Origin of the sequence: Allobosea sp. (assembly GCF_035944895.1) — a bacterium.
Taxonomy (GTDB): Bacteria; Pseudomonadota; Alphaproteobacteria; order Rhizobiales; family Beijerinckiaceae; genus Allobosea.
Map to the genome: position 1 here is coordinate 309265 of NZ_DASZAT010000008.1, position 23655 is coordinate 332919.

The window sequence follows — 23655 nt, forward strand, 5'->3', positions numbered from 1 at the left end:
GTCCTCCACGAATTCTCCTCGCATCTGCGCCTCGGATTCGGCTTTCACCCTGTCTCGCAGCGCAGGCCTTGGCATTTGCGGGGGGCTTAAGTCCAGCCGTTCGGCCAGCCTGGCGCCCCAATATCAGCGCGCCGCCCAGAGCAGGCCGCGCGTCATGATCGTGCGGATCTCCGGCACGTCGAGCTCATAGGCACGGTGGCCGAGCGAGGAATAGAACACCCGCCCCTTGCCGTAGCGCTTGCGCCAGACCACCGGCATCACCACCCCGTCGATCCAGGGCGCGTGCTCGCCGGTGAAGGTCGTGGTCGCCAGCACCTCGTTGGCCGGGTCGACATGCATGTAATACTGCTCCGAGCGATGCTCGAAGCTGGCGATGCCCTGCATCAGCGGATCGTCCGGGCGGGTGATGTCGACGGTGTAGTCGATGATGCCGCCGGGATGGGCGACCCATTGGCCGCCGCACATGAACTGGTAGTCGACGGCGTCGCGGAAGGCGTCGCCCATGCCGCCATGATGGCCGGCGAGGCCGACGCCGCCGGCGACCGCCTCGCACAGAGCGGCAGCCTCCGGCTTCTCGATCTTCGACATCGTGTAGATCGGCACGATCAGCGAATAGTCGCGGATCGCGGGATCGAGGAAGACGGAGGTCGCGGTCTCGACGCGAACGTCGAACCCTTCCGCCTTCAGCCAGCCCCGGATCATCGAGCTGCAGAGGTCGGGGTCATGGCCGTTCCAGCCGCCCCAGACGATCAGCGCAGTCCTTGTCATGTCGATCCCCGTTCAATCCAGAGTGCCGGTGGGCAGGCCGGGCGGCAGCATGGCTGGCCGCTCGACCGTGGTTGCAAGCGTGACGCGTCGCCCCTCGTCGGAGGCGATCTGGAAGGCTTCCATCGCTTCGAGCACATGCAGCGCCAGCGCGCCGCTGGCCCGGTGCGGCCGTCCGGAAAGGAGGCCCGCAGCCATGTCGGCGACGCCGATCGAGCGGAACTCGCCCTCGCTGTTGCCGTGGCTGAGCGCCCGCGCTTCCCAATCGCCGCCGGCCTTGGCGACCAGGACCTCGCCGCCGAAGCGGTTCGGGTCAGGCACGGACAAGCTGCCGTCGGAGCCATAGATCTCGATCGGACGGTGGCTATGCTTGGGCACATCGAAGCTCATGGTGATCGAGACGACGGCGCCGCAGACGAATTCGAGCACGCCGGTGACATGGGTCGCGACCTCGACCGGGATCAGCGTGCCGTTCATCGGCTGGCTGGTGACCAGGCGCTCGGCCTTCGGCCGCGTCGCGAAACCGACGACCGAGGCGATCGGTCCGAGCAGGTTGACGAGGTCGGTGATGTAATAGGGACCCATGTCGAGCATCGGCCCGCCGCCGCGCAGATAATAGAAGCCCGGTGCCGGATGCCAGCGCTCATGGCCGGGGCAGCCGAAGAAGGCGTTGCCGGCGACGGCCTTGCCGATCGCGCCGTCGTCGATCAGCTTGCGGGCGGTCTGGTGGCCGCCGCCGAGGAAGGTGTCGGGGGCCGAGCCGACACGCAGGCCCTTCTCCTGGGCAAGGTCCATGACCTTGCGGGCTTCGGCGACGTTGACGCCGAGCGGCTTCTCGGAATGGACGTGCTTGCCGGCCCGCAGCGCAGCGAGGCTGACATCGGTATGGGCCAGCGGCACGGTCAGGTTGACGACGATCTCGACGTCGTCGCGCTTCAGGAGCTGGTCGACCCGCATCGCCGGGACGCCGAACTCGGCGCCGCGCGCTTCGGCCGGCGCGGTGCGCATGTCGGCGACGGCGCGCAGCTCGATGGTCGAGAACTGCTGCATCGCCGTCATGTATTTCGTCGAGATATTGCCGCATCCGATGATGCCGACGCCGATCTTTCGCATGGGACGCTCCTTGATAGACGGGTGCTCAGCCTTTCACCGCGCCGGCGGTCAGGCCGGCGACGATGTGCTTCTGGGCGAAGAGGAAGAGGATGATGGTGGGCAGGATGGTGAGGGTGATGAAGGCGAGGATCAGGTGCCACTCGGTCGAATATTCGCCCTGGTAGACCATGATGCCGAGCGGCCAGGGGTAGAGGCTGTCGCTGTTCAGCATCACCAGCGGGATCAGATAAGCGTTCCAGCTGTGCACGAAGGTGATGGTGCCGACCGTCGCCAGGATCGGGCGTGACAGCGGCAGCGTCACGTAGCGGAAGAATTTTGGATAGGAGCAGCCATCGACGAGGGCGGCTTCCAGCAGCTCGGTCGGCAGGTCCTTGAAGAAGCGCCGCAGCAGCAGGATGCTCATCGCCAGCGCGAAGGCGACCTGGGGCAGGACGACGCCCATATGGCTGTCGAGCAGGCCGAGATCGCGCACCTTGATGAACATCGGCAGGATCGCGGTGGCGGCCGGGAAGAGCAGGCCCATCGTCAGATAGTTCAGCAGCATGTCGCGGCCGAAGAAGTGCAGATGGGCGAAGACGAAGGCGGCCATCGAAGCGCAGATCAGCGTCAGCACCACGGTCAGCATTGCGATGACGAAGGAGTTGCCGAGGAGCTGCCAGTAGCGCCGCGACAGCAGGATGTCGGCGTAGTTGCTCCACTCCCAGACGCTCGGCAGCCCGAACGGGTTGGTCCGCAATTCGCCGAGCGACTTGAAGCCGCCGAGGACGGTGGCAACCAGCGGCGTCATCACGAACAGGACGATGGCGAGGAGATAGAGCGCCTTGCCGACAGCGGCGGGGCTGAAGCCATCTTCGCTGAATGCGGTGGTGGGGGCGGGCTCACTCATCGCGCATGATCCAGCGCTTGTAGGTGAAGGCGAACACCACGCAGATCAGGAACAGGATGACGCCGACGGCACTGCCGAAGCCGACACGCATGCGCGTGATCCCGAAGGTGTAGAGGAAGCTCACCATAGTGTGGGAGGAGTCCGAGGGGCCGCCGCGCGTCAGCGGCATCACCAGGTCGAAGAGCTGCAGCGAGCCGACGATGGCGAAGAAGACCGAGAGCCGGATGGTTGGCGCCAGAGCGGGGATGACGACATAGCGCAGGCTCTGCCAGCGGCTGGCGCCGTCGATCCTGGCCGCCTCCAGCATGGAACGGTCGATGGTCTGCAGCGCCGCGATGAACAGCATCATGTGGAAGCCGAAATACTTCCACACGACGACGACGAGGATGGCGGCGAAGGCCGTCTGCGGGCTGGCCAGCAGATGCGGCGCCTGCGCCCCGAAGCTCTTGTAGATCGCTGCCAGCAGGCCGTAGTCGCCGTCATAGACGAAGCTGAAGATCAGGCCGGTGGCGATCTCCGCCAGGATATAGGGCAGGAAGAACACCATCCGCAGCGCCACCGAGCCGCGGAAGCGGTCGGCCAGGATGATCGCGAGCGAGAGCGCCAGCGGCAGCTGGATCACCAGCGAGACTGCGATGATCAGCAGGTTGTTCCTGAAGGCGGTGCCGAAGGCGCGGTTGTCGAAGACGAAGCGGTAATTGTCGAGGCCGATCCAGTTGGTCGGCTTGCCGAAGCCGTTCCAGTTGAAGCCCGAGTACCAGGCGGCCTCGCCGACCGGCAGCACCACGAACAGCGTGAACAGCAGCAGCGCTGGCGGCAGGAACAGCAGGATGGTCGAGAGCTTGCCGACATCGGCGACTCTGCGTCCGGCGAGCGCAGCCATGTTCACCTCGCGCGATGATGGCGGGCAGGGGAGGTCGCCGGCGGAAGACCATCCGCCGTCCGGCGCTTCGATCGGCGAGAGGGCGTGCCACGCCCCCGCGTCCTCGCTTGTCGTCAGTTGCCCTGGCGGAAGGCGTCCTGGATCGCCTTGGCCGCCTGCTTCGGCGTCATCGTGCCGGCGGCGATCTCGGTGGTTGCGTCGTTGACGACCCGGCCGACGGAGGGGCCGAGATCCTGATCGTAGAAGTTCTGGTGGTAGGTCGAGTTGGCGATGTTCTGGGCGATGTTGCGCATGAAGGCGCTGCCGAGCCCCGCTTCGGCGCCCTTGTAGACCGGCACGATGAAGTTGCCGGCGGCGAGGCGCTTCTGCGGCTCGGCGCTGACGAAGTGTTTCAGGAAGGCGACTGCCTCCTTCGGCGCGCCCTTGGTGACGAGCCAGCCATTGATCCCGCCCAGCGTGTCGCCCGGCTGGCCCTTGCCGCCGGGAACGGCCGGGAAATTGATCCAGGCGAGCTTGTCGTCGGGCACGCCGGTCTTGTCGACGGCGAAGACCTTCTGGGTGTGGTAGAAGCTGGAGATGGCGAGCAGCATCGCCGCCTTGCCATCGCCGAAATGGCCGATGGCCTGCTGGCTTTTGAAGCCGAGGAAACCGTTCTGGTAGGGCTGGAGATCGACGAGCTGCTTGAACAGCTCGCCGGATTTCTGGAAGGTTTCGCCCTCGAAGCCGCCATCCTGCCCCTTCAGAGCCGCCTGCATCGCGCCCTTGCCGCCGAGGCGCACGGCCAGATGCGTCCAGTAGAAATGCACCGGCCATTTGTCGGCGCCGCCGACCGCGAGCGGCGTGATGCCGGCGGCCTTGAGCTTCTTCACCGCGTCGAGGAAGTCGTCATAGCTCGCGACCTTGCCGGCATCGACGCCGGCCTTGGCCAGCAAGTCCTTGTTGGCCATGAAGCCGACCTGCGAGACGCCATAGGGCACGCCGTAGATCTTGCCGTCGACCGTGAAGGCGTCGACCGCGCTCTGGGAGAGATTGTCCTTGTAGCCCTGCAATGCCGGGGTGAGGTCCTCGAGGACGCCGGCCTCGACCTGCGACTTCAGCACGCCGCCGGCCCAGCTGTAGATGATGTGCGGCCTGTCCCTGGACTGCAGCAGCGTCGGCGCCTTGGCCTTGTAGGCCTCGTTCTCGAGATACTGCATCTCGACCTTCACGCCGGGGTTCTTCGCCTCGAACTCCCGCGCCACCTCCTCCCAGAGCTTCACCACGACCGGGTTGGCCTCGATGTGCAGCCATTTGACGGTGGTCTGGGCCAGGGCCGCGTCTGTGCTGAAGGCGAGGGCGACGGCGCCGACGAGCAGGCCTTTGAAACGAGCCATGACGATCCTCCCGGGTTTCGGCCACTGGTGGGCCGTTGATTGACGGGAACGCTAACCTCAGAATTTGAGGTGCGCAACTCAAATTCTGATGCTATGCGAATCCGGGCGCTGCGGCCCATGCGCGGCGATGACGAGGGAGGCGGTCTTGGCGGGTGCGATTTATCCCGATCTTGCGGGCAAGGTGGTGCTGGTCACGGGCGGTGGCTCAGGCATCGGCGAGGCGATCGTGCGCGCCTTTGCCCGGCAAGGCGCGAAGGTCGGCTTCATCGACCTGAAGGAGGTGGAGTCCCGCGCCATTGCCACAGAACTCAACGCCGCCGGCGCGAGGGTGCATTTCGAGCGCGCCGACCTGACCGATATCGCCGCGCTGCGCCAGGCGATCGCCGCGATCCGGGCTGCTCTCGGGCCGATCGATATCCTGATCAACAACGCCGCGCATGACGAGCGTCACGATACGCTGGAGGTCACGCCCGAATACTGGGACGAGCGCATGGCGGTGAACCTGAAGCATCAGTTCTTCGCGGCGCAGGCGGTGCTGCCCGACATGATCGCGCGGAAAGGCGGCGCGATCGTCAATTTCGGCTCGACCTCCTGGATGATCGGCCAGGGCGGCATGCCGGCCTATACGGCGGCGAAATCGGCCGTGCTCGGGCTGACGCGCTCACTGGCGCGCGATTTCGGCGAGCACAATATCCGCGTCAACGCGATCGCGCCGGGCTGGATCATGACCCAGCGCCAGATCGACCTGTGGCTGACGCCGGAGAGCGAGGCCGAATTGATGCGCCGACAATGCCTGAAGCGCCGGCTGGTGCCCGAGGACATCGCCCGCGCGACGCTGTTCTTCGCCTCGGAGGAGGCGGGCGCCTGCACCAACCAGCACTATGTCGTCGACGGCGGCTGGGTCTGAAGTCTGCGGCACCCGCGACAAAGCGGCCGGCCCGGGCCGCCTTGAAAGACGTTTGCCGGCCGTCCAATATCTTCGTTTAGGCGGTTGGCCGCCCTATGACACGATACTGGGTGAGGAAACGGCATGTCGGATGCCCTGCGCATCGCGCACGGAGCTTTCGGCCGGGTGGCGCTGCTCGACATGGATCGCAGCCTCGTCCGGCACGCGCATCCGCATTGCCATGTCCTGCTCAAGGTCGATGGCGACGACACGCAGTTCCTGGTCGGGGACCATGTCGCGCCGCTGACGGATGATCTCGCAGTGCTGGTCAATGCCTGGGAGACCCATGCCTATGTCCATGATCCCTCGCGCAAGAACGCGCTGATCCTGGCGCTCTATATCGAGCCGGAGTGGCTGCGCAGCTTCCGGCCGAACTGGGCGGCGAGCGGCTCGCCCGGCTTCTTCGAGCACTCCGCCGGCGAAGTCAGCGCCCATATCCGCCAGACCGCGCTCGACCTCGCCGCGGAGATGGTGCACGAGCCCGGCGCCAGCCGCCGCCAGGAGGAGCTGCTTTCGGAACTGATGATCGCCGTGATCGAGCGCTTCACGCCCTGGCGCTCGATTGGCGCCTCGCTGCGCGAGATCGCGCGTTCGAGCGCGGTCGATTTCAGGGTGCGCCGGGCGATCTCGCTGATGCGCTCCGATCCCGCCGCGCCGCTCTCGATCGAGCGGCTGGCCAGCGAGGCCGGCCTGTCGCGGGCTCACTTCTTCCGGATGTTCGAGACCTCGACCGGCGTGACGCCGCATGTCTTCCTCAATGTGCTGAAGGTCGAGCTCGCGGTCGGCGCTGTCGTCGACGGTGATGAGAGCTTCAGCGCGATCGGCGACCGGCTCGGCTTCAGCGCGCCGGCACACTTCACCCGCTTCTTCCGCGACCATTGCTCGGTGGCACCGAGCGAGTTCCGCAGCGTGGCGCGGCTGGGTCGCTAGTGGTCTGATTCCGGCATTCGCATCCCTCTATATAGGGCGTGGAGCGAATGCCGGAATCAAAGAGGGCCACTAGCAACTAGCTGATTTTCTAGTGGAACCCTTGAATTTGACATTTGCTCCCCGCGTGATGTCGGGCCGGAGGCAAATGTCAAATTCGTTCCACTAGGGCCAATCCTTCGAATTTGAGACTTTTCGGTAAGTCGCGAGACTGGGCGGGATCGAACCCGGCTGGCCAATGACCGATTCATCCCGTGAGGCGCCTCCGTAAGAGCGCCTCCTGGGAGCCGAACGCTGGTGAAGGCTGAAACCATTTCGTGGACGGGTCAGTCCGTGGAGCGCGTCGAGGACGCCGCCCTGCTGACTGGTCGCGGACGTTTCATCGATGATCTCGGCACCAGGCCGGGCACGCTGCACGCCGCGATCCTGCGTTCGCCGCACGCCCATGCCGACATCCTCTCGATCGAGACCAAGGCCGCCGCCGCGCTGCCGGGCGTCGTGGCGATCGTCACCGGGCGCGACCTTGCCAAGCTGACCACGCCGATGGTCGCCGGGTTGAAGATCGCCGCCGAGAACTGGCCGATGGCCGTCGAGCGCGTGCGCTATGTCGGCGAGCCCGTCGCGATCGCGGTGGCCGAGAGCCGCTATCTCGCCGAGGATGCGCTCGACGCGATCGAGATCACGTACAAGCCGCTGAAGGCGGTCGTCGATCCCATCGCCAGCATGGGCGAGGGAGCCCCCGTCCTGCATGAGAAGGCCGGTGCCAACCTCGTCAGCGATCGGCGCTTCCGCTATGGCGAACCTGCAGCCGCCTTCGCCGCAGCCGCGCACACGATCTCGGTCAGCATCGCCTATCCGCGCAATACCGGCTCGCCGATGGAGACCTTCGGCGTCCTCGCCGACTACGACCCGCATGAGGACGTCTACGACATCCTCGCCAATTTCCAGGGCCCGTTCAGCATCCATACCGTGCTGGCGCGCGCGTTGAAGGTCCCGGGCAACCGCCTGCGGCTGCGCATGCCGCCGGATTCCGGCGGCAGCTTCGGCGTCAAGCAGGGCGTTGCGCCCTATGCCGTCCTGATCGGCGTCGCCGCCCGCATCGCCGGGCGACCGGTGAAATGGATCGAGGACCGGCTCGAGCACCTTGGCGCTGCGGTGGCGGCGACCAATCGCGTCACCACGCTGAAGGCTGCGATCTCCGCTCAGGGGCGGATCAGCGCGCTCGACTGGGACCAGATCGAGGATTGCGGCGCCTATCCGCGCGCCCCGGAGCCGGCGACGCTCTACCGGATGCACGGCAACATGACCGGCGCCTATGACATCCGGCATGTCGCGATGCGCAACCGCGTCGTCCTGACCAACAAGGCGCCGACCGGACTGGTGCGCGGCTTCGGCGGCCCGCAGGTCTATTTCGCGCTGGAGCGGCTGATGCAGCGCATCGCCGTTGAATTGCAGCTCGATCCGCTCGACGTCATCCGCCGGAACCTGATCCCAGCCGATGCCTTCCCCTATCGCACCGCGACCGGCGCGCTCTACGATTCCGGCGACTACCAGGCGGCGATCGAGCAGGCCGTCGCCGGCCACCTCGCCGAGCTCGAACAGCGTCGCGACGCGGCGCGGGCCGCCGGCAGGCATTACGGCATCGGCTTTGCCGCCGCGGTCGAGCCCAGCGTCTCGAATATGGGCTACATCACCACCGTGCTGACCGCTGAGGAGCGGCGCAAGGCCGGGCCGAAGAACGGCGCGCAGGCGACGGCGACGGTCTCGATCGACCCGGTCGGCTCGGTCAGCGTCCATGTCGCCTCGACGCCGCAGGGCCAGGGCCATCGCACCGTGCTGGCGCAGGTCGTCGCCGACATCTTCGGCCTGCCGCATCGTGAGATCAGGGTCGTGGCCGATCTCGACACCGGCAAGGATGCCTGGTCGATCGCCTCCGGCAATTATTCCAGCCGCTTCGCCGCGGCGGTGGCCGGCGCGGCCCATCTCGCCGCGACCCGGCTGCGGGACAAGCTCGCCTTGATCGCCGCGGACCAGCTCAAGGCTAAAGCCGGGCAGATCGGCTTCGCGGGCGGCGCGATCTTCGCCAAGGGCCACCCGGACAAGACCATCCCGTTCGGCCGGATCGCGGCACTCTGCCATTGGTCGCCGGCGCTGCTGCCTGAGGGCGTCGATCAGACCATCCGCGAGACCGCCTTCTGGGCGCCGCCGCAGCTCACCGCGCCGAGCGAGGGCGACGAGATCAACTCCTCGCTCTGCCATGGCTTCATCTTCGACATGGCCGGCGTCGAGGTCGATCCGGCCAATGGCAAGGCGCGGATCGACCGCTACGTCACCATGCATGACTGCGGACGCGTGCTGCATCCCGGCATGGTCGAGGGGCAGATCCGCGGCGGCTTCGCCCAAGCCCTCGGCGCGACCTTCTACGAGGAGCTCGCCTATGCCGAGGACGGCGCCTTCCTGACCGGCACCTTCGCCGACTACCTGCTGCCGACCGCGACCGAGACGCCGGACATCGAGATCCTGCACATCGAGACGCCGTCGCCCTTCACGCCGCTCGGCACGAAGGGCGTCGGCGAAGGCAACTGCATGTCGACGCCGGTCTGCCTGGCGAATGCGGTCGCCGATGCGCTCGGCGTCTCCGATATCAACCTGCCGCTGACCCCCGCCAGGCTCGCGGCGCTCGCCGCCGAACCCGAGCCGGCCCGGCCGGCGACCAGCCGCGCCGCTGCGCCTGCCGCGAGGGCGGGCGATCGCAGCCTGCGCGGCGAAGGCGAGGCCAGGGTCGCGGCGGCGCCCGAGGCGATCTGGACGATGCTGCTCGACGTCGACACGCTGGCCTCGATCATTCCCGGCTGCCATGGCGTGCAGAAGCTGTCCGAGACGCATTTCAAGGCCGATGTCACGCTCGGCGTCGGCCCGGTAAAGGGACGCTACAAGGCCGAGATCAAGCTCTCCGACCTCGACGAGCCCCGGGCCGCGACATTGACCGGCTCGGTCTCCGGCGCGCTCGGCACCGGCGGCGGTTTCGGCCGCGTGACGCTGACGCCGGACGGCGCCGGCGGGACCGTGATCGGCTACGCCTATGAGGCCGCTGTCGGTGGCAAGGTCGCGGCGATCGGCGGGCGCCTGCTCGACGGCGCCGCCAAGGCGATCATCGGTCAGTTCTTCGCGGCGCTGGCGCGCAAGGCATCGCCGGGCAGGCCCGGCCTGCTCGCCCGCTTGTTCGGGAGGCGCGTATGAAGCCCGCGCCCTTCGATTATCTGCGCGTCGGCAGCCTCGACGAAGCCCTGGCGGCACTCGCCGAGCATGGCTCCGAGGCGCGCATTATCGCCGGCGGCCAGTCGCTGCTGCCGATGCTGAACATGCGGCTCGCCAAGCCCGCTCTGCTCATCGACATCATGGGCGTTGCCGGGCTCGGCGAGGTCCGGCGCGAGGGCGCGATGATCGTCGTGCCGGCCGGCGTGCGGCAGGCGGCGCTGTTGCAGCGACCGGGCCTTGCGAGCGAGCAGCCGCTGCTGGCCGCCGCCCTGCCCTGGCTCGGCCACTACCAGACCCGGGCGCGCGGCACGGTCTGCGGCTCGGCAGCCCATGCTGATCCCAGCGCCGAGATCCCGCTCTGTCTGGTCGCGCTCGACGGCGAGGTCCGCCTGCGCTCGCGCCGCAAGCGCCGGGTGCTCAAGGCGGCCGACTTCTTCTCCGGCATGATGGTGACCGACAAAGCCGATGACGAGCTGATCGAGGCCGTCGCTTTCCCCGCCGCCAGGCCGGGCACCGGCTACGCGTTCAACGAGGTGGCGCGCCGGCATGGCGACTTCGCCATCGTCGGCTGCGCCGCGATGGTCGAGGCCGGGCAAATCCATCTCGCCGTCGCCGGTGTCGCCGACAAGTCGGAGCGTCGAAGCTGGCCGCGCCTGGACGGTTCGGCGCTCGACGATGCGCTCAACGCCTTCGCCTGGGAACTCGACGCGCGCGAGGACCTGCATGCCAGCGCCAGGCTGCGCCGCGACCTCGTCCGCACGCTCGGCCGCAGCACGATCGAGGAGGCCGGCCGATGCCTCGCCTGAGCGCCGCCACCCGCCACACCGTCGGCTTCACACTGAACGGCAAGCCGGTCTCGGTCGAAGCCGAGCCGCGCCTGCTCGCGACCGACGCGCTGCGCCACGGCCTCGGCGCGACCGGCACCCATGTCGGCTGCGAGCATGGCGTCTGCGGCGCCTGCACCATCCTGATCGATGGGGCACCGGCGCGCGCCTGCCTGACGCTCGCCGTCCAGCTCGAAGGCCGGGAGGTCACCACGGTCGAAGGGCTGGCGCCAGCACAGGACCGCCTTTCGGTGCTGCAGGCCGCCTTCCGGCGTCACCACGCATTGCAATGCGGCTTCTGCACCGCCGGCATCCTGATTTCGCTCGACGCCTTCCTGCGCGAGCAGCCGGAGCCGAGCGAGCAGGAACTGCGCGAGGTCGTCGGTGGGCATCTCTGCCGCTGCACCGGCTACACCCCGATCATCGCCGCCGCGCGCGAGGCCGCTGCCGAGCTGCGCCGGCAATCCCAGACACCTGCCCAGACCATCGCCTTGGAATCCCTCGATGTTTGACCTCGGGACCAGCTTCACTGCCAGCGTGGCGCGCAACCCCGACGCGCTCGCCATCGTCGATGGCGAGGTCCGCCTGAGCTACGCGCAATGGCTGGCGCGGATCTCCTCGCTCGTCGCCGCCTTCGATGGCATCGGGCTCGAGGCCGGCGATCATTTCGTTACGGTGCTGCAGAACCGATGGGAAGCGGCGAGCCTGCACTGGGCCTGCCAGTTCGCCGGGCTGATCATGACGCCGATCAACTGGCGGGCGAAGCCGGACGAGATCGACTTCGTGCTGGAGAATGCCGGCGCCAAAGCGATCGCGTTCGAGGCCGTCTCCGCCGCTGCCATAGCCGAGAGCATGCTCGCCGCAAGCCTGCCGCGGATAGCGGTCGGCAGCGATGCCGGGCCTGCGGACTTCAGCTTCGCGCAGATGATCGCCAAGGAGGCCCCGACCGCGACGCCCCGGGCCGGCGCCGAAGACTGGTCGCTGATGCTCTACACCTCCGGCACCACGGCCAAGCCGAAGGGGGTGCCGCGGCGGCACCGGGCCGAGCGCATGGCGGCGTTCGCCCATGTCGCGCAGAACCTCTACGGCAACGGTGAATGCACGCTCGGCGTCATGCCGCTCTATCACACGATGGGGGTGCGCTCGCTGCTGGCGATGTCGCTGATCGGGGGCAGCTTCGTCTGCCTGCCGCGCTTCGATGCGGCGCGGGCGCTGGAGCTGATCGAGGCCGAGCGCGTCAGCAACCTCTATCTCGTGCCGACGCTCTATCACGACGTCGTCCATCATCCGCGCTTCGCCGGGAGCGACGTCTCCTCGGTGCGCAAGCTCGGCTTTGCCGGCGCGCCGATGACCGACGGGCTGCTCGGCAAACTGACCGAGGCCTTCAAGCCCGAGCTCTTCGTCAACCATTACGGCTCGTCGGAGATCTACACCTTCACCATCGACCAGAACGCGGCGGCGAAGCCGGGCTGCGCCGGCAAGGCCGGGCTCAACCAGCTCATTCGCGTGGTCCGGCTCGGCGCGGCCTCGGCCACGGAACTGGCCCGGCCCGGTGAGGAAGGCGAGATCATCGCGCTCGCTGCCAGCGACGAGGCCTTCGAGGGCTATTGGCGCCGGCCCGAAGCCGACGCCAAATCGCTGCGCGACGGTTGGTACTTCACCGGCGACACCGGCTATTTCGACGGGGACGGTGATCTCTTCGTCACCGGCCGCGTCGACGACATGATCATCACCGGCGGCGAGAACGTTTCGCCGGTCGATATCGAGAGCTGCCTGTCGCTGCACCCGGCAGTGTCGGAAGTCGCCGTGGTCGGCCTGCCGGACGAGCGCTGGGGCAAGATCGTCGTCGCCTTCGTGCAGCGCGCCTCGGCCGTATCAGCCGAGGAGCTCGACCGGCACTGCAAGGTCTCCGGCCTCGCCAATTTCAAGCGTCCGCGCCGCTACGAGTTCGTCAAGGCGATCCCGAAATCGCCGGTCGGCAAGCTGCTGCGCCGCCAGCTCGTCGCCGGCGAGTACGAGGCCGAGCGGCCCGATCTCGCCGCCGAATGATCCCAACTCCGTAACCGAGAGCTAAAGCCATGAACGCAGTCACCCCGATCCACGCCAGCCTCACCGGCCTCGATGGCTTCCGCGTCGAGATCGATCCCGCCCGCGAACGCGCCGACATCATCCTCGACCGGCCGCCGATGAACACGGTGGCGATGGCGCAGCGCGACCAGCTGCGCAAGGTGTTCGAGGCGCTCGACGAGGACGACCGCGTGCGCATCATCGTGCTGCGCGCTGTCGGCGAGCACTTCTCCTCCGGCGGCTACATCAAGGGTTTCCTGGAGGCTTCGCCCGAGCATGTCTCGAAGCTCGCCTGGAACATCGCGGCGCCGGCGCGCTGCTCCAAGCCGGTGATCGTCGCCAATCGCGGCTACACCTTCGGCGTCGGCTTCGAGATCTCGCTCGCCTGCGATTTCCGCATCGTCTCGGAGACCTGCCAATACGCCCTGCCGGAGCAGAAGCTCGGGCAGATCCCCGGCTCGGGCGGCTCGGCGCGCCTGCAGAAGATCGTCGGCATCACCCGGACCAAGGACATCGTGATGCGCTCCAAGCGCATCTCGGGCAAGCAGGCGCTCGACTGGGGCATCGCCACCGAATGCGTGCCGGATGGCGAGCTCGAGGCCGCGACCGACCGGCTGGTCGACGAACTCCGCTCCTTCTCGCCGATCGCCCAGCGCACCGCCAAGAAGCTGCTCAACGACACCGAGGATTCGACGCTGGCGATCGCGATCGAGCTGGAAGGGCATTGCTACAGCCGCCTGCGCCAGTCCGACGATTTCCGCGAGGGCGTCGAGGCCTTCCACGCCAAGCGCGCGCCGAAGTTCACCGGCCGCTGAGCCGGCAAAACACCTGCGCGAGCAATGCCTCGCGCAGGCCCGCCAAGCCGAGATCGCAGAACAACAACCAGAACCGAGGGAACGACCATGAAGACGACCGGATACTTTGCAGCCGCCGGGCTGCTCGCCGCGACGGCGCTCACGAGCGGCGCGCTCGCGCAAAGCGGCCCGATCAAGATCGGCGTCGTCACGCCGCTGTCGGGCACCTACACCCCGATCGGCCAGCAGGTTCGCTGGGGCCTGGAGCTCGCCGCCAAGGAGATCAATGCCGCGGGCGGCATCGCCGGCCGGCAGGTCGCGCTGATCGTCGAGGACGAGGAGGCCAACCCTGCCGTCGCCGTGCAGAAGGCCGAGAAGCTGTTCCAGGTCGAGAAGGTCGACTTCCTCGCCGGCACGGTCAATTCCGGCTCGACGCTCGCCGTCGCCCAACTGGCCGAGCGCAACGCCAAGCTCGCGGCGACGACCGTCTCCTTCGCCGACTCGATCACCACCGACAAATGCTCGCCGAACATGTTCCGCGTGAACGCGCGCGCCGAGCAGCAGTCGGTCGCGCTCGCCGCCTGGCTTGCCAAGGAGAAGCCGAAGGCCAAGGTCTATTATCTCGGCCCCGACTACGAGATGGGCCGCTCGACCGTCGCCGCCTTCAAGAGCAGCGCCGAGAAATCCGGCGCGCCGACCGGCGGCGAGGTGTTCGCGCCGCTCGATTCCAAGGATTACACCCAGTATTTTGGCCAGATCCGTGCTTCGCGGCCGCAGGTGCTCTATACCTCCGTCGCCGGCAACGACACGGTCAGGCTGCTGACCCAGCTCCAGGATTTCGGCCTGCTCACCAACCTGCAGGTCGTCGGCGCCTCCGGCACCGTGACCTCGCAGAATATCGGCGCGATCGGCCAGGCGGCCGAGGGTTTCGCCACCGGCGTCGGCTATTCCCCGCAGATCGACACGCCCGAGAACAAGGCCTTCGTCACGGCCTTCCGCGCAGCCAACAAGGCCGATCCGGATCTCTACGGCGCCGACAGCTACGGTCTGCTCTTCGCCTACAAGGCCGCTGTCGAGAAGGCGGGCTCGACCGAGACCGACAAGGTGCGCGAGGCGCTGCGCGGGCTGAGCTGGCAGACCCCGCAGGGCACCAAGACCATCCGCGCCGGCGACCACCAGGCGATGCAGCCGATGTATGTGGTGCGCGTCGCCAAGGGCAAGTTCGACATCATCGACAAGGTCGATGCCGACAAGGCGATCGGTCCCGACGCCTGCACCCGGTTCTGAGGACAGGCGCCGGCCCCTCCCTTCACAGGGGAGGGGGCACACCGCCCTCGCGAAAGCATATGACATGAATGCCCTCGACTACCTCCAATTCGTGCTGGCGCCGCAGGTCGTCAACGGGCTCGCGCTCGGGGTCGCCGTGGTGCTGGTCGCCCTCGGGCTGACGATCATCTTCGGCATGCTCGACGTCATCAACATGAGCCATGGCGAGTTCTACGCCATCGGCGCCTACGCGGCCCTTGCCTTGGGCGCGGCCGGGATCAATTTCTGGTTCCTGCTCGTGCTGGTTCCGGTCCTGATGGTGCCGCTCGGCATGGCGGCCGAGCGCCTGCTGATCCGGCCGGTCTTCGACAGTCGGGACCGGCACGTCACCACGCTGCTCGTCACCTTCGGCCTGGCGCTCGTGGTCGAGGATCTGCTCAAGGTCGCCTTCGGCCCCAACACCCAGCGTCCGCTGACACCGATTCCCGGTGCGACCGAGCTCGCCGGCATCATCGTGCCGAACTACCGGCTCTTCCTGATCGTGGTCGGCGCGGCGATCGTCAGCGGCGTCGCCTATGTCGTCTATCGCACTCGTCTCGGCGCAATGGTCCGGGCCGCCGCCTTCGACCGCAACATGGCGGCCTCGCTCGGCGTGCCGGTGGCGCTGGTCTATGCCGGCACCTTCGCCTTTGGCGTCGCGCTCGCCGGCCTTGCCGGCGTCCTGCTCGCGCCGATTTACTCGGTCTTCCCGACCATGGGGCGCGACTTCATCCTGCTCGCCTTCACCGTCGTCATCGTCGGCGGCATGGGCTCGATCTGGGGCGCGGTCGTCGCCGGCCTGCTGCTGACGCAGGTCCAGGCGCTGGCCAGCCTGGTGATCTCGCCGGTCTGGACCGATCCGATCGTGTTCGGGACCATGGTCGCCTTCCTCGTTTTCCGCCCGCAGGGCCTGTTCGGGAGGCTCGGCCATGCGTGACCGGCTGACTTTGTCGATGCGCGCGAGCCATCTGCTCGCTCTGGTTTTCGTCGCGGCCGCGCTCGCGCTCGCCGCGATTGGCGCTGCCAGCGGCGACACCTTCTACCTTCGCCTTGGCACGGAGGCGCTGATCTTCGCCGGGCTCGCGCTCTCGGTCGACCTTCTGCTCGGCTATTCCGGCGCGCTCTCACTGGGACAGGCGCTCTATTTCGGCATCGGCGCCTATGTCTCGGCGCTGACCCTGCTGAAGGTGCCGTCCTTCTGGCTCGCCATGGCGGCGGCTGGCGGGGCGACGCTCGTCGCCTCCATTTTCGGCGGGCTGATCGCCAACCGGGTGCGCGGCGTCTATTTCGCGCTGATCACCTTCGGCCTGGCGCAGGTCGTCGCCAAGGTCGTCTACAACACCCGCGAGCTCGGCGCCTCCGACGGCATGATCGGCATTCCCGTCATCGATATCGGCTTCGGCCCGGTCTCGGTCTCGGCCGGTAATCCGGTCGGCTTCTTCTTGATCGTGCTCGCGATCATCATGGGGCTGTACGGGCTCACCGCCTATCTGCTCGACACGCCATTCGGGCGGGTGCTGACCGCGCTCAAGGCCAATGAGAAGCGCGTGCCTTTCCTCGGCTATTCGGTCTGGCGGGCGCGGATGTTCTCCTACGTGCTGGCCGGGCTGATCGCCGGGCTCTCCGGCGCGCTCTATCCGATGCTGCGCGGCTTCGTCTCGCCGGAGCTGATGTTCTTCGCGACGTCCGGCAATGCGGTGATCTCGGTCATCCTCGGCGGCGTCGGCACGCTGATCGGCGCGATCTACGGCTCGGTGCTGCTCGTCCTGCTGAAGTCGATCATCGGCAGCTGGACCGAGCACCATCTCATCGTGATCGGCCTGATCTTCATGGTCTGCGTGATGTTCCTGCCCAAGGGGCTGGTCGGCTTCATCCGGCCGCGCATCGAGGAGCGCCTGCTCACCGGTGCAAAAGAGCCGGCCGCGCCGTCCTTCGCCCCGGCCCGGCTCGAAGCGGGGAGTGCCAAGCCATGACCGGTCCCGTCCTCGAAATCCGCGATCTCGGCATCGCCTTCGGCGGCCTGAAGGCGGTCGACAAGGTCAGCTTCAGCGCGAAGCGCAACCGGATCACCACGGTGATCGGGCCGAACGGCGCAGGCAAGTCGACGCTGTTCAACCTGATCAGCGGGGCGCTCAAGCCGAAAACAGGCCAGCTGCTGATCGACGGCGTCGACATGACCGGCGCCTCGCCGGCACGCACCAAGGCAGCCGGGCTGTCGCGCTCCTTCCAGATCACCAACCTGTTCTTCGAGCTGACGGTGGCCGAGAACCTGCGCATGGCAGCGCAGGTTCTGGAGCCGAAGGGGCGCTCCTTGCTGCCGCTTGGCCGCTCGACCCGGGCGCTCGCCAAGACCGGCGAGATGCTCGAGCGCTTCCAGCTTGGCCACAAGCGCGACGAGCTTGCCGGCAATCTCTCGCATGGCGACCAGCGCCGGCTCGAGATCGCGGTCTGCCTGGCGTCGGAGCCGAAGATCCTGCTGCTCGACGAACCGACGCAGGGCATGAGCCACGCCGACACCGCCGACACCGCCAAGCTGGTGCGCGAGCTCAGCCGCGATGTCAGCGTGCTCCTGATCGAGCACGATATCGGGCTCGTCATGGACCTCTCGGACCATGTCGTCGTCATGCATCAGGGCCGCAAGCTCGCCGAGGGGCCGCCCGCCGTGGTGCGGGCCGATCCTTCCGTGCAGGCCGCTTATTTCGGACATCACTGACATGCTCGCGATCAACGGACTGCACAGCCATTACGGCCTGAGCCATGTCATCCAGGGCATCGACCTTTCGGCCGCGCCCGGCGAGGTGATCGGCATCTTCGGCCGCAACGGCGTCGGCAAGACGACGCTGCTCAAGACCATCGCCGGCTGGGTCAGGCCGAGCGAGGGCGCGATCACGCTCGGCGGGCAATCCCTGAGCGGGCTCGCGCCGGACCGGATCTGCCTCTCCGGCGTCGGGCTGGTGCCGGAAGACAGGCGCATCTTTCCCGGCCTCACCGTCGAGGAGAACCTGCAGCTCGGCTTGCTGCAGGTACGGGGCCGGGCCGCGAAAGCGGAACGCGCTGCCATCGACCAGATCTATGACCGCTTTCCCCGCCTCGGCGAGCGCCGTCGCCAGCTCGGCACGACATTGTCGGGCGGCGAGCAGCAGATGCTCGCCATGGCGCGCGTGCTGGTCGGCGAGCCCAGGCTCGTGCTGGTCGACGAGCCCAGCGAGGGGCTGGCGCCGATGATCGTCGCCGAGGTCTTCGCCATCGTGCGCGAATTGCGCGAGCGCGGCTGCATCGTGCTCCTAGTCGAGCAGAACGTGCACGAGGCGCTCTCGGTGACCGACCGCTTCATCGTGATCGAGCGCGGGCGGATCGTCCTCAGCGGCGACGCCGAGAACGACGCCGATCGCGCGCGCCTGCTGACGGCCCTGGCGGTCTGACACCCGGCTTTGCTCGCACGGGCTCCTTGTCAGGGCTCCGTGCAGCAACTGGCAATAGAGTCTTCTGTGGCGGTGCAACCGTCAACTCTTGAAAGCACTAAAGAAGTGCTTTATATAATCCAGCATGGTCGGAAAGCCGCACACCACGATGGCGCTCATCCTGTCGCCATCTCCCGAGGACCGCGAGGCGCTCCATGGAACGCTTGTCGCCTATCGCCAGGCCATGGCGATCCTCGACGGCACCAAGGGCGCCAATCTCGTCGCGCTTCACGAGGAAGCCTATGAGGAGATCCGCGCCCGCACCGGCCTGCCTTCGCGCATGGCGACGCTCGCCTTGCGCGACCACAGCAAGCGCACGGTCGGCGCCCCGATCGACGACATCCCGCTCGATTCCAAGCTGTTCTCGGTCAAGGGTCCCGACAGCCTGAGCATTGCCACCATCGGTGGCCGCGTCGTCATCCCCTATTCGGTGGATGGCTATCGCGGCGGTTGGGATGATTTTGCCGAAGCCCGTTTGTGCTTCAGCGGAACGTCGATCAACGTCCTCGTCGGTGTCCAGGCCGGCCTCCATCCCCAGAAGGAGACCACCATGTCCAATGAAGGTATCCTCGCCCGCCTCGGGCGCGTCATCGCCGGCGTCGTCAACAACGCGGTCGACGCCGCGGAGGGGGCCAACCCCACCGCCATCGCCCAGCAGGCCGTGCGTGAGATCGAGAAGATCGCCGAGGAGGCCCGCGCGGCGCTCGGCGTCGCGATCGCGGCCGGCCACCGCCTGAAAGCCAAGGCGGAGGACCTCGACGCCGAGATCCGCGATCTCGACGCGAAGATTCGGACCGGGCTCGAAAAGGGCCGCGAGGATCTCGCAAGAGCGGCGACCGGCGTCCAGATCGATCTGGAGGCGCAGCGCACCGCCCTCGCCAAGGCGATCGCCGAGAATGCCGGCGAAACCGCCGAGACCGAGGCGACCCTGCGCAGCATCGCCTCGGCTCGTGCCGATGCGATGAAGCGGCTCGACGACGCCAAGCGCGCCGAGCGAGCTGCTCCCGCCGCGGCGACGCCCTCGCAGCGCAATGACCAGCGCCTCGCTGCCGCGCTTTCGGCGGTCGAACGGGTAACGGGCGTTCCGGCCAAGCCGGTCAAGGGCTCGGCCGAGGTCGAGGAGCTCGGCCGGATGCAGCGCGAGGACGAGATCGAGGCCCGGCTCAAGGCCTTCCGGGAAGGCCAGCGCTGATGGACACGCTCATCCAGCCGGGCACCGCGCCCTTCTGGGTGGCGCTCCTGGTGGTGGTCGGGCTCGGGCTTGTCGAGCTGATCTCGGTCCTGCTCGGGCTCTCGGCCTCCGGCCTGCTCGACGACAGCATCGGCCATCATGGCCCGGACGGTCACGAAGCCGGCCTGCTCGGCGGCTGGATGTCCTGGCTGAATGCCGGCGGGGTGCCGATCCTGGTGCTTGCCGTCATCCTGCTCTCGGCCTTCGCCGTCTTCGGCTTCGCCATCCAGGGGCTGGCGGCCGGCATCCTGCGCCCGTTGCCTGCGGTCGCGGCCGTGCCGCTCGCACTGGTGCCGGCCCTACCGGTCACCCGCTGGCTCAGCCGTGGCATCGCCCGGGTCATCCCGCGCGACGAGACCAATGCGTTGAGCCAGGCCGATTTTATCGGCCTTGTCGGCACCGTCACGATCGGGCCGCTCGACCAGGGCCATCCCGGCGCTGTGCGCGTGAAGGACCGGCACGACAACATCCACACCTTGCGCGCTCAGGCCGCGCCGGGTCATCGCATCGAGACCGGAGCCATCGTCGTGATCGTCGATGGCTCCGAGGGTCTGTTCCAAGCCATTCCCGCGCCGCAGGAACTCGGCGTCGTCGACAGCAAAGAGGGTTGATCAGATGGATTTTCTCTCCGTAGGCATCATCGCCGGCGTGATCGTCGTGGCGATCGTCGTCATCGGCATCATCATGACGTCGCTCTACACGCGGGCGACGCGCGACAAGGCCTATGTCCGCACCGGGCTCGGCGGCAAGAAGGTCGTGCTCGACGGCGGCTCCGTCATCCTGCCGATCTTCCACTCCTATTCCTGGGTCTCGCTCAGCACGCTGCGCCTCGAGGTCAAGCGCGCCGAGAACGAGTCGCTGATCACCAAGGACCGGATGCGGGCCGACATCACCGCCGAGTTCTACGTCCGGGTGAAGCCGGATGCCGAGAACATCGCGCTCGCCGCCCAGACCTTGGGCGACCGTACCAACGACGCCGACGCGCTCAAGGCACTGGTCGAGGCCAAGTTCGTCGACGGCCTGCGCTCGGTCGCCGCGACCATGTCGCTGCGCGACCTGCAGGAGCAGCGCGCCGAGTTCGTGAAGTCGGTGCAGGCGGCGGTGGCGCATGACCTGCAATCGAACGGCCTCGAGCTGGAATCGGTCTCGCTCACCCGGCTCGACCAGACCGACATCAAGCATTTCAACCCGAACAACACCTTCGATGCCGAGGGTCTGACCGCGCTCACCAAGATCACCGAGGAGCGCAAGCGTGAGCGCAACCAGATCGTCCGCGACAACGAGGTCGAGATCGCGACCAAGGACCGCGAGGCTTCGCTCCGGCGCCTGACCATCGAGCGCGAGCAGCGCGATGCCGAGCTGACGCAGGAACGCGACATCGCCAACAAGACCGCCGAGACCCGGGCCGAGGCAGCCAAGGCCGAGCAGCTCGCACGCCTGGCGGAGGAGACGGCGCGGCTGGAAACCGAGCGCGGCATCGCCGAGCGCGATTCCGAGGCCCGCCAGGCCCGCGAATCAGCCCGTATCGCCGCCGAGCGTGGCATTGCCGAGCGCGAGGCCGAAGCGCGCAAGATCACCGAAACGGCCCGCATCGAGGCCGCCATCGCCGTCGCCCACAAGACCGAGGAGGAGCAGGCTGCGCGCGCCAGGGCCGACGCGGCCAAGGCCAGCGCCATCACCGCCGAGGAACAGGTGACCACCGCCCGCGACGTCGAGATCGCCGAGCGTGCCAAGCGCATCGCGGTGATCGATGCGCGCAAGGAGGCCGAGCAGCAGGCGACAGCCGTCACGGTCAAGGCCGAGGCCGAGCGCCAGGCGGCCGAGGACCTCGCCGCCGCCGTGAAGATCCAGGCCGAAGCGGAAGCCGAGGCGGCCAAGATCCGCGCCACCGGCGTGATCGAGCTCGGCGAGGCTCAGGCCCGGGCCGAGCGCGCCAAGAACGAGGCGCGCAACGCGCTCGCCGCCAACATCATCGATTTCGAGCTGGCCAAGGCGCGGGTCGAGATCGTGCCGCAGGCGCTGGCGCAGGCGATGAAGCCGATCGAGAAGATCTCCGACATCCGCATCTTCAGCGCCGGCGGGCTGGCGGGCGCACTCGGCGGCGGCTCGGGCGAGCCGAACGGCAACCCGATGGGCGATCTCTCCAGCCAGCTCCTGAGCTTCACGGCGCAGAAGCCGATCCTCGACGAGATCCTGTCGCAGGCTGGCTTCAACGGCGCCGACCCGACCCAGGCCCTGCTCGCCGCCTCGCTGGGCGATGCCGCGGGCAAGACCGGCAAGCCCGCTGCGCAGCCGGCCGCCAAGCCGGTCCAGCCGAAGGGCGGCGAGCCCGCCTGAGTCCGGCAGCAAGGCCTCGTCAGTTGCAGATCCGAAGCGCCCGGGCCTTGCTGGCTCGGGCGCAGTGATCTTGTCGGGCCATCGCCGATAGGTCCGCTGAAACGATTGCATGCAAATCCTGCAGGTCAGGCAAGGCGTGCCTGGCCCTCGACCGCGACGGAAGATTCACGGAAGACCAGCGTAAGCCGACATCGCGCGCGGCGCTGCCAAAAGGCGGCCGCCGACCCGCGGATATGGCGAGGGCGCCGGGAGGAATCGCGTTGAAGCTGCCTTTGTGGGGGAGCGCCTTGAGCGCGACGCTCCTTGTGCAGGTCGTGAGCTCCTTCGCCGCCGCAGCCGTTCCCCTCCTCGGCCCGATCCTGACGCAGCGCTGGAACCTGCCGCCGGAAAGCATCGGCTATGTCTCCTCCGCCGTCTCGATCGGCATCTGCTGGTGCCTGGCCTGCGGCGGCCCGATGCTCGACCATCACGGGCCGATCCGCACCTTGCAGATCGGCCTGGCGGCGATGTGCCTCGGCCTGATCCTGCTGTCGCTGCCGGTCGCTGCCCTCGGCTTCGCCGGCGCGCTCGTGCTCGGCCTCGGCACGGCGCCGAACAATCCGGCGGGGAGCACGATGCTGATGCGCACGGCGCCGCCGACGCATCGCAACCTGATCTTCTCGATCCGGCAGGCCGGCGTCCCGCTAGGCGGCACGATCGCCGGCCTTTCGGTCGCTCCCACCGTCGTCGCACTGGGCTTTACCCATACGATCTGGCTGATCGCGGCCATCGTCCTGCTCAGCCTGCTGGCGGTCCAGCCGTTCCAGAAGCGGCTCGACATGGAGAGGGGGCCTGCGAACCGGCAATGGGCCCGGATGTTCCTGTCGCCCTCGGCCCTGCGCCGCGCGGCAAAGATCATCCGCTCGCACCCGACCCTGCCGCTGCTCACCGGCATGGGCATCTCGTTCTCGATCGCCCAGACCAGCGTCCAGGCCTTCACCGCCACTTATCTGGTAACGCAGCACGGCAAGAGCCTGGCGGAGGCCGGTTACTTCATGGCCGTCCTGCTCGCCGCCAGCACGGTCTCGCGGATCGCGCTGGGCTGGCTGGCCGATCGTTGGCGTCGTGGCCTGCTCCTGCTCGGCCTGCTCCTGCTCGCCGCGAGCGCCGCGGTCATCCTGCTCGTCTGGTCGGCGACGGGGCCGTCATGGGCCCTGTACTGCTCGGTCGCCTTCATCGGCGCGACGTCTCTGGGCTGGAACGGGGTCTACATGGCCGAGCTGGCGCGGCTGGCGCCGCCGACGCAGATCGGCGACGTCACCTCGGCGGCGAACCTGTTCGGCTTCACCGGCTCGTTCTGCGGTCCGCTGATCTTCGCCTTCATCGCCAGCCGGACGGCGAGCTTCGACTGGCCCTATCTGCTGGTCGCGGCGCAGCTCGCCGCCTGCGGCGTCTTCGTCCTCTGGCGCCGCAGCTGGCGCTGAGGCTCCAGCCATTGCGGGGGGC

The 23655-nt window shown here is 67.9% G+C and carries 21 protein-coding genes; 16 read left to right on the forward strand and 5 right to left on the reverse strand.

Features of this window, described 5'->3' with window-relative positions; all coding sequences use genetic code 11:
- Window positions 1-123 precede the first annotated feature (123 nt).
- The 5 genes from VGV58_RS13075 to VGV58_RS13095 form a co-directional block, all read right to left on the reverse strand.
- A complete protein-coding gene (locus VGV58_RS13075) occupies window positions 124-768 on the reverse strand; it encodes a ThuA domain-containing protein (protein WP_326874452.1) in 645 nt (214 codons plus the stop codon).
- 12 nt (window positions 769-780) lie between these two features.
- Window positions 781-1878 carry a Gfo/Idh/MocA family protein gene (locus tag VGV58_RS13080; protein WP_326874453.1) on the reverse strand — a complete coding sequence of 366 codons (1098 nt, stop codon included), beginning with the start codon at window positions 1876-1878 and terminating at the stop codon, window positions 781-783.
- Window positions 1879-1903: 25 nt separating this feature from the next.
- A complete protein-coding gene (locus VGV58_RS13085; RefSeq protein WP_326874454.1) occupies window positions 1904-2764 on the reverse strand; it encodes a carbohydrate ABC transporter permease in 861 nt (286 codons plus the stop codon).
- On the reverse strand, window positions 2757-3647 hold the full coding sequence (locus tag VGV58_RS13090; RefSeq protein ID WP_326874455.1) for a carbohydrate ABC transporter permease: 891 nt from the start codon (window positions 3645-3647) through the stop codon (window positions 2757-2759). The genes VGV58_RS13085 and VGV58_RS13090 overlap by 8 nt, the downstream gene beginning before the upstream one ends.
- A gap of 113 nt (window positions 3648-3760) precedes the next feature.
- Window positions 3761-5020: an ABC transporter substrate-binding protein gene (locus VGV58_RS13095; RefSeq protein ID WP_326874456.1), complete on the reverse strand. Its 1260-nt coding sequence runs from the start codon at window positions 5018-5020 to the stop codon at window positions 3761-3763.
- A gap of 127 nt (window positions 5021-5147) precedes the next feature.
- Between VGV58_RS13095 and VGV58_RS13100 the strand changes: the two genes are divergently transcribed.
- The 16 genes from VGV58_RS13100 to VGV58_RS13175 all read left to right on the forward strand — a co-directional run bounded on the left by VGV58_RS13100 (window position 5148) and on the right by VGV58_RS13175 (window position 23633).
- The gene (locus VGV58_RS13100; RefSeq protein WP_326874457.1) at window positions 5148-5927 is read left to right on the forward strand and encodes an SDR family NAD(P)-dependent oxidoreductase; all 780 of its coding nucleotides are present in this window, start codon (window positions 5148-5150) and stop codon (window positions 5925-5927) included.
- Window positions 5928-6050: 123 nt separating this feature from the next.
- Entirely contained in the window at window positions 6051-6896 is an 846-nt protein-coding gene (locus VGV58_RS13105) for an AraC family transcriptional regulator (protein WP_326874458.1), read from the forward strand.
- Between the two features lie 294 nt (window positions 6897-7190).
- Window positions 7191-10133 carry a xanthine dehydrogenase family protein molybdopterin-binding subunit gene (locus tag VGV58_RS13110; RefSeq protein WP_326874459.1) on the forward strand — a complete coding sequence of 981 codons (2943 nt, stop codon included), beginning with the start codon at window positions 7191-7193 and terminating at the stop codon, window positions 10131-10133.
- Window positions 10130-10957 (forward strand): FAD binding domain-containing protein, encoded by an 828-nt coding sequence (locus VGV58_RS13115; protein WP_326874460.1) that lies wholly within the window; start codon window positions 10130-10132, stop codon window positions 10955-10957. Before VGV58_RS13110 ends, VGV58_RS13115 begins: the two co-directional genes overlap by 4 nt.
- Window positions 10945-11487, forward strand: a complete 543-nt coding sequence (locus VGV58_RS13120) for a (2Fe-2S)-binding protein (RefSeq protein WP_326874461.1) — start codon at window positions 10945-10947, stop codon at window positions 11485-11487. The genes VGV58_RS13115 and VGV58_RS13120 overlap by 13 nt, the downstream gene beginning before the upstream one ends.
- On the forward strand, window positions 11480-13024 hold the full coding sequence (locus VGV58_RS13125) for an AMP-binding protein (RefSeq protein WP_326874462.1): 1545 nt from the start codon (window positions 11480-11482) through the stop codon (window positions 13022-13024). Before VGV58_RS13120 ends, VGV58_RS13125 begins: the two co-directional genes overlap by 8 nt.
- Window positions 13025-13053: 29 nt before the next feature.
- A complete protein-coding gene (locus tag VGV58_RS13130; RefSeq protein ID WP_152015176.1) occupies window positions 13054-13857 on the forward strand; it encodes an enoyl-CoA hydratase/isomerase family protein in 804 nt (267 codons plus the stop codon).
- Between the two features lie 87 nt (window positions 13858-13944).
- Window positions 13945-15123, forward strand: coding sequence for an ABC transporter substrate-binding protein (locus VGV58_RS13135; RefSeq protein WP_326874463.1), 1179 nt, complete (start codon window positions 13945-13947; stop codon window positions 15121-15123).
- A 64-nt stretch (window positions 15124-15187) separates the two neighbouring features.
- The gene (locus VGV58_RS13140) at window positions 15188-16078 is read left to right on the forward strand and encodes a branched-chain amino acid ABC transporter permease (protein ID WP_326874464.1); all 891 of its coding nucleotides are present in this window, start codon (window positions 15188-15190) and stop codon (window positions 16076-16078) included.
- Window positions 16071-17114, forward strand: a complete 1044-nt coding sequence (locus VGV58_RS13145) for a branched-chain amino acid ABC transporter permease (RefSeq protein WP_326874465.1) — start codon at window positions 16071-16073, stop codon at window positions 17112-17114. Before VGV58_RS13140 ends, VGV58_RS13145 begins: the two co-directional genes overlap by 8 nt.
- A complete protein-coding gene (locus VGV58_RS13150) occupies window positions 17111-17854 on the forward strand; it encodes an ABC transporter ATP-binding protein (RefSeq protein ID WP_326874466.1) in 744 nt (247 codons plus the stop codon). The genes VGV58_RS13145 and VGV58_RS13150 overlap by 4 nt, the downstream gene beginning before the upstream one ends.
- A gap of 1 nt (window position 17855) precedes the next feature.
- Window positions 17856-18563, forward strand: a complete 708-nt coding sequence (locus VGV58_RS13155) for an ABC transporter ATP-binding protein (protein WP_326874467.1) — start codon at window positions 17856-17858, stop codon at window positions 18561-18563.
- A gap of 124 nt (window positions 18564-18687) precedes the next feature.
- Window positions 18688-19794: a PspA/IM30 family protein gene (locus tag VGV58_RS13160; RefSeq protein WP_326874468.1), complete on the forward strand. Its 1107-nt coding sequence runs from the start codon at window positions 18688-18690 to the stop codon at window positions 19792-19794.
- Window positions 19794-20444 carry an OB-fold-containig protein gene (locus VGV58_RS13165; protein WP_326874469.1) on the forward strand — a complete coding sequence of 217 codons (651 nt, stop codon included), beginning with the start codon at window positions 19794-19796 and terminating at the stop codon, window positions 20442-20444. Before VGV58_RS13160 ends, VGV58_RS13165 begins: the two co-directional genes overlap by 1 nt.
- Before the next feature lie 4 nt (window positions 20445-20448).
- Window positions 20449-22170 carry a flotillin family protein gene (locus VGV58_RS13170; protein ID WP_326874470.1) on the forward strand — a complete coding sequence of 574 codons (1722 nt, stop codon included), beginning with the start codon at window positions 20449-20451 and terminating at the stop codon, window positions 22168-22170.
- Window positions 22171-22457: 287 nt separating this feature from the next.
- The gene (locus VGV58_RS13175; protein WP_326874471.1) at window positions 22458-23633 is read left to right on the forward strand and encodes an MFS transporter; all 1176 of its coding nucleotides are present in this window, start codon (window positions 22458-22460) and stop codon (window positions 23631-23633) included.
- Window positions 23634-23655 lie beyond the last annotated feature (22 nt).

Bases quoted from the DNA above. Each gene is read 5' to 3' on its own strand.
- VGV58_RS13130 (WP_152015176.1), top strand. From the start codon at position 13,054: ATGAACGCAGTCACCCCGATCCACGCCAGCCTCACCGGCCTCGATGGC.
- VGV58_RS13160 (WP_326874468.1), top strand. From the start codon at position 18,688: ATGGTCGGAAAGCCGCACACCACGATGGCGCTCATCCTGTCGCCATCT.
- VGV58_RS13090 (WP_326874455.1), bottom strand. From the start codon at position 3,647: ATGGCTGCGCTCGCCGGACGCAGAGTCGCCGATGTCGGCAAGCTCTCG.
- VGV58_RS13145 (WP_326874465.1), top strand. From the start codon at position 16,071: ATGCGTGACCGGCTGACTTTGTCGATGCGCGCGAGCCATCTGCTCGCT.
- VGV58_RS13120 (WP_326874461.1), top strand. From the start codon at position 10,945: ATGCCTCGCCTGAGCGCCGCCACCCGCCACACCGTCGGCTTCACACTG.
- VGV58_RS13115 (WP_326874460.1), top strand. From the start codon at position 10,130: ATGAAGCCCGCGCCCTTCGATTATCTGCGCGTCGGCAGCCTCGACGAA.
- VGV58_RS13135 (WP_326874463.1), top strand. From the start codon at position 13,945: ATGAAGACGACCGGATACTTTGCAGCCGCCGGGCTGCTCGCCGCGACG.
- VGV58_RS13150 (WP_326874466.1), top strand. From the start codon at position 17,111: ATGACCGGTCCCGTCCTCGAAATCCGCGATCTCGGCATCGCCTTCGGC.
- VGV58_RS13155 (WP_326874467.1), top strand. From the start codon at position 17,856: ATGCTCGCGATCAACGGACTGCACAGCCATTACGGCCTGAGCCATGTC.
- VGV58_RS13140 (WP_326874464.1), top strand. From the start codon at position 15,188: ATGAATGCCCTCGACTACCTCCAATTCGTGCTGGCGCCGCAGGTCGTC.
- VGV58_RS13085 (WP_326874454.1), bottom strand. From the start codon at position 2,764: ATGAGTGAGCCCGCCCCCACCACCGCATTCAGCGAAGATGGCTTCAGC.
- VGV58_RS13100 (WP_326874457.1), top strand. From the start codon at position 5,148: ATGACGAGGGAGGCGGTCTTGGCGGGTGCGATTTATCCCGATCTTGCG.
- VGV58_RS13165 (WP_326874469.1), top strand. From the start codon at position 19,794: ATGGACACGCTCATCCAGCCGGGCACCGCGCCCTTCTGGGTGGCGCTC.
- VGV58_RS13125 (WP_326874462.1), top strand. From the start codon at position 11,480: ATGTTTGACCTCGGGACCAGCTTCACTGCCAGCGTGGCGCGCAACCCC.
- VGV58_RS13075 (WP_326874452.1), bottom strand. From the start codon at position 768: ATGACAAGGACTGCGCTGATCGTCTGGGGCGGCTGGAACGGCCATGAC.
- VGV58_RS13095 (WP_326874456.1), bottom strand. From the start codon at position 5,020: ATGGCTCGTTTCAAAGGCCTGCTCGTCGGCGCCGTCGCCCTCGCCTTC.
- VGV58_RS13170 (WP_326874470.1), top strand. From the start codon at position 20,449: ATGGATTTTCTCTCCGTAGGCATCATCGCCGGCGTGATCGTCGTGGCG.
- VGV58_RS13105 (WP_326874458.1), top strand. From the start codon at position 6,051: ATGTCGGATGCCCTGCGCATCGCGCACGGAGCTTTCGGCCGGGTGGCG.
- VGV58_RS13080 (WP_326874453.1), bottom strand. From the start codon at position 1,878: ATGCGAAAGATCGGCGTCGGCATCATCGGATGCGGCAATATCTCGACG.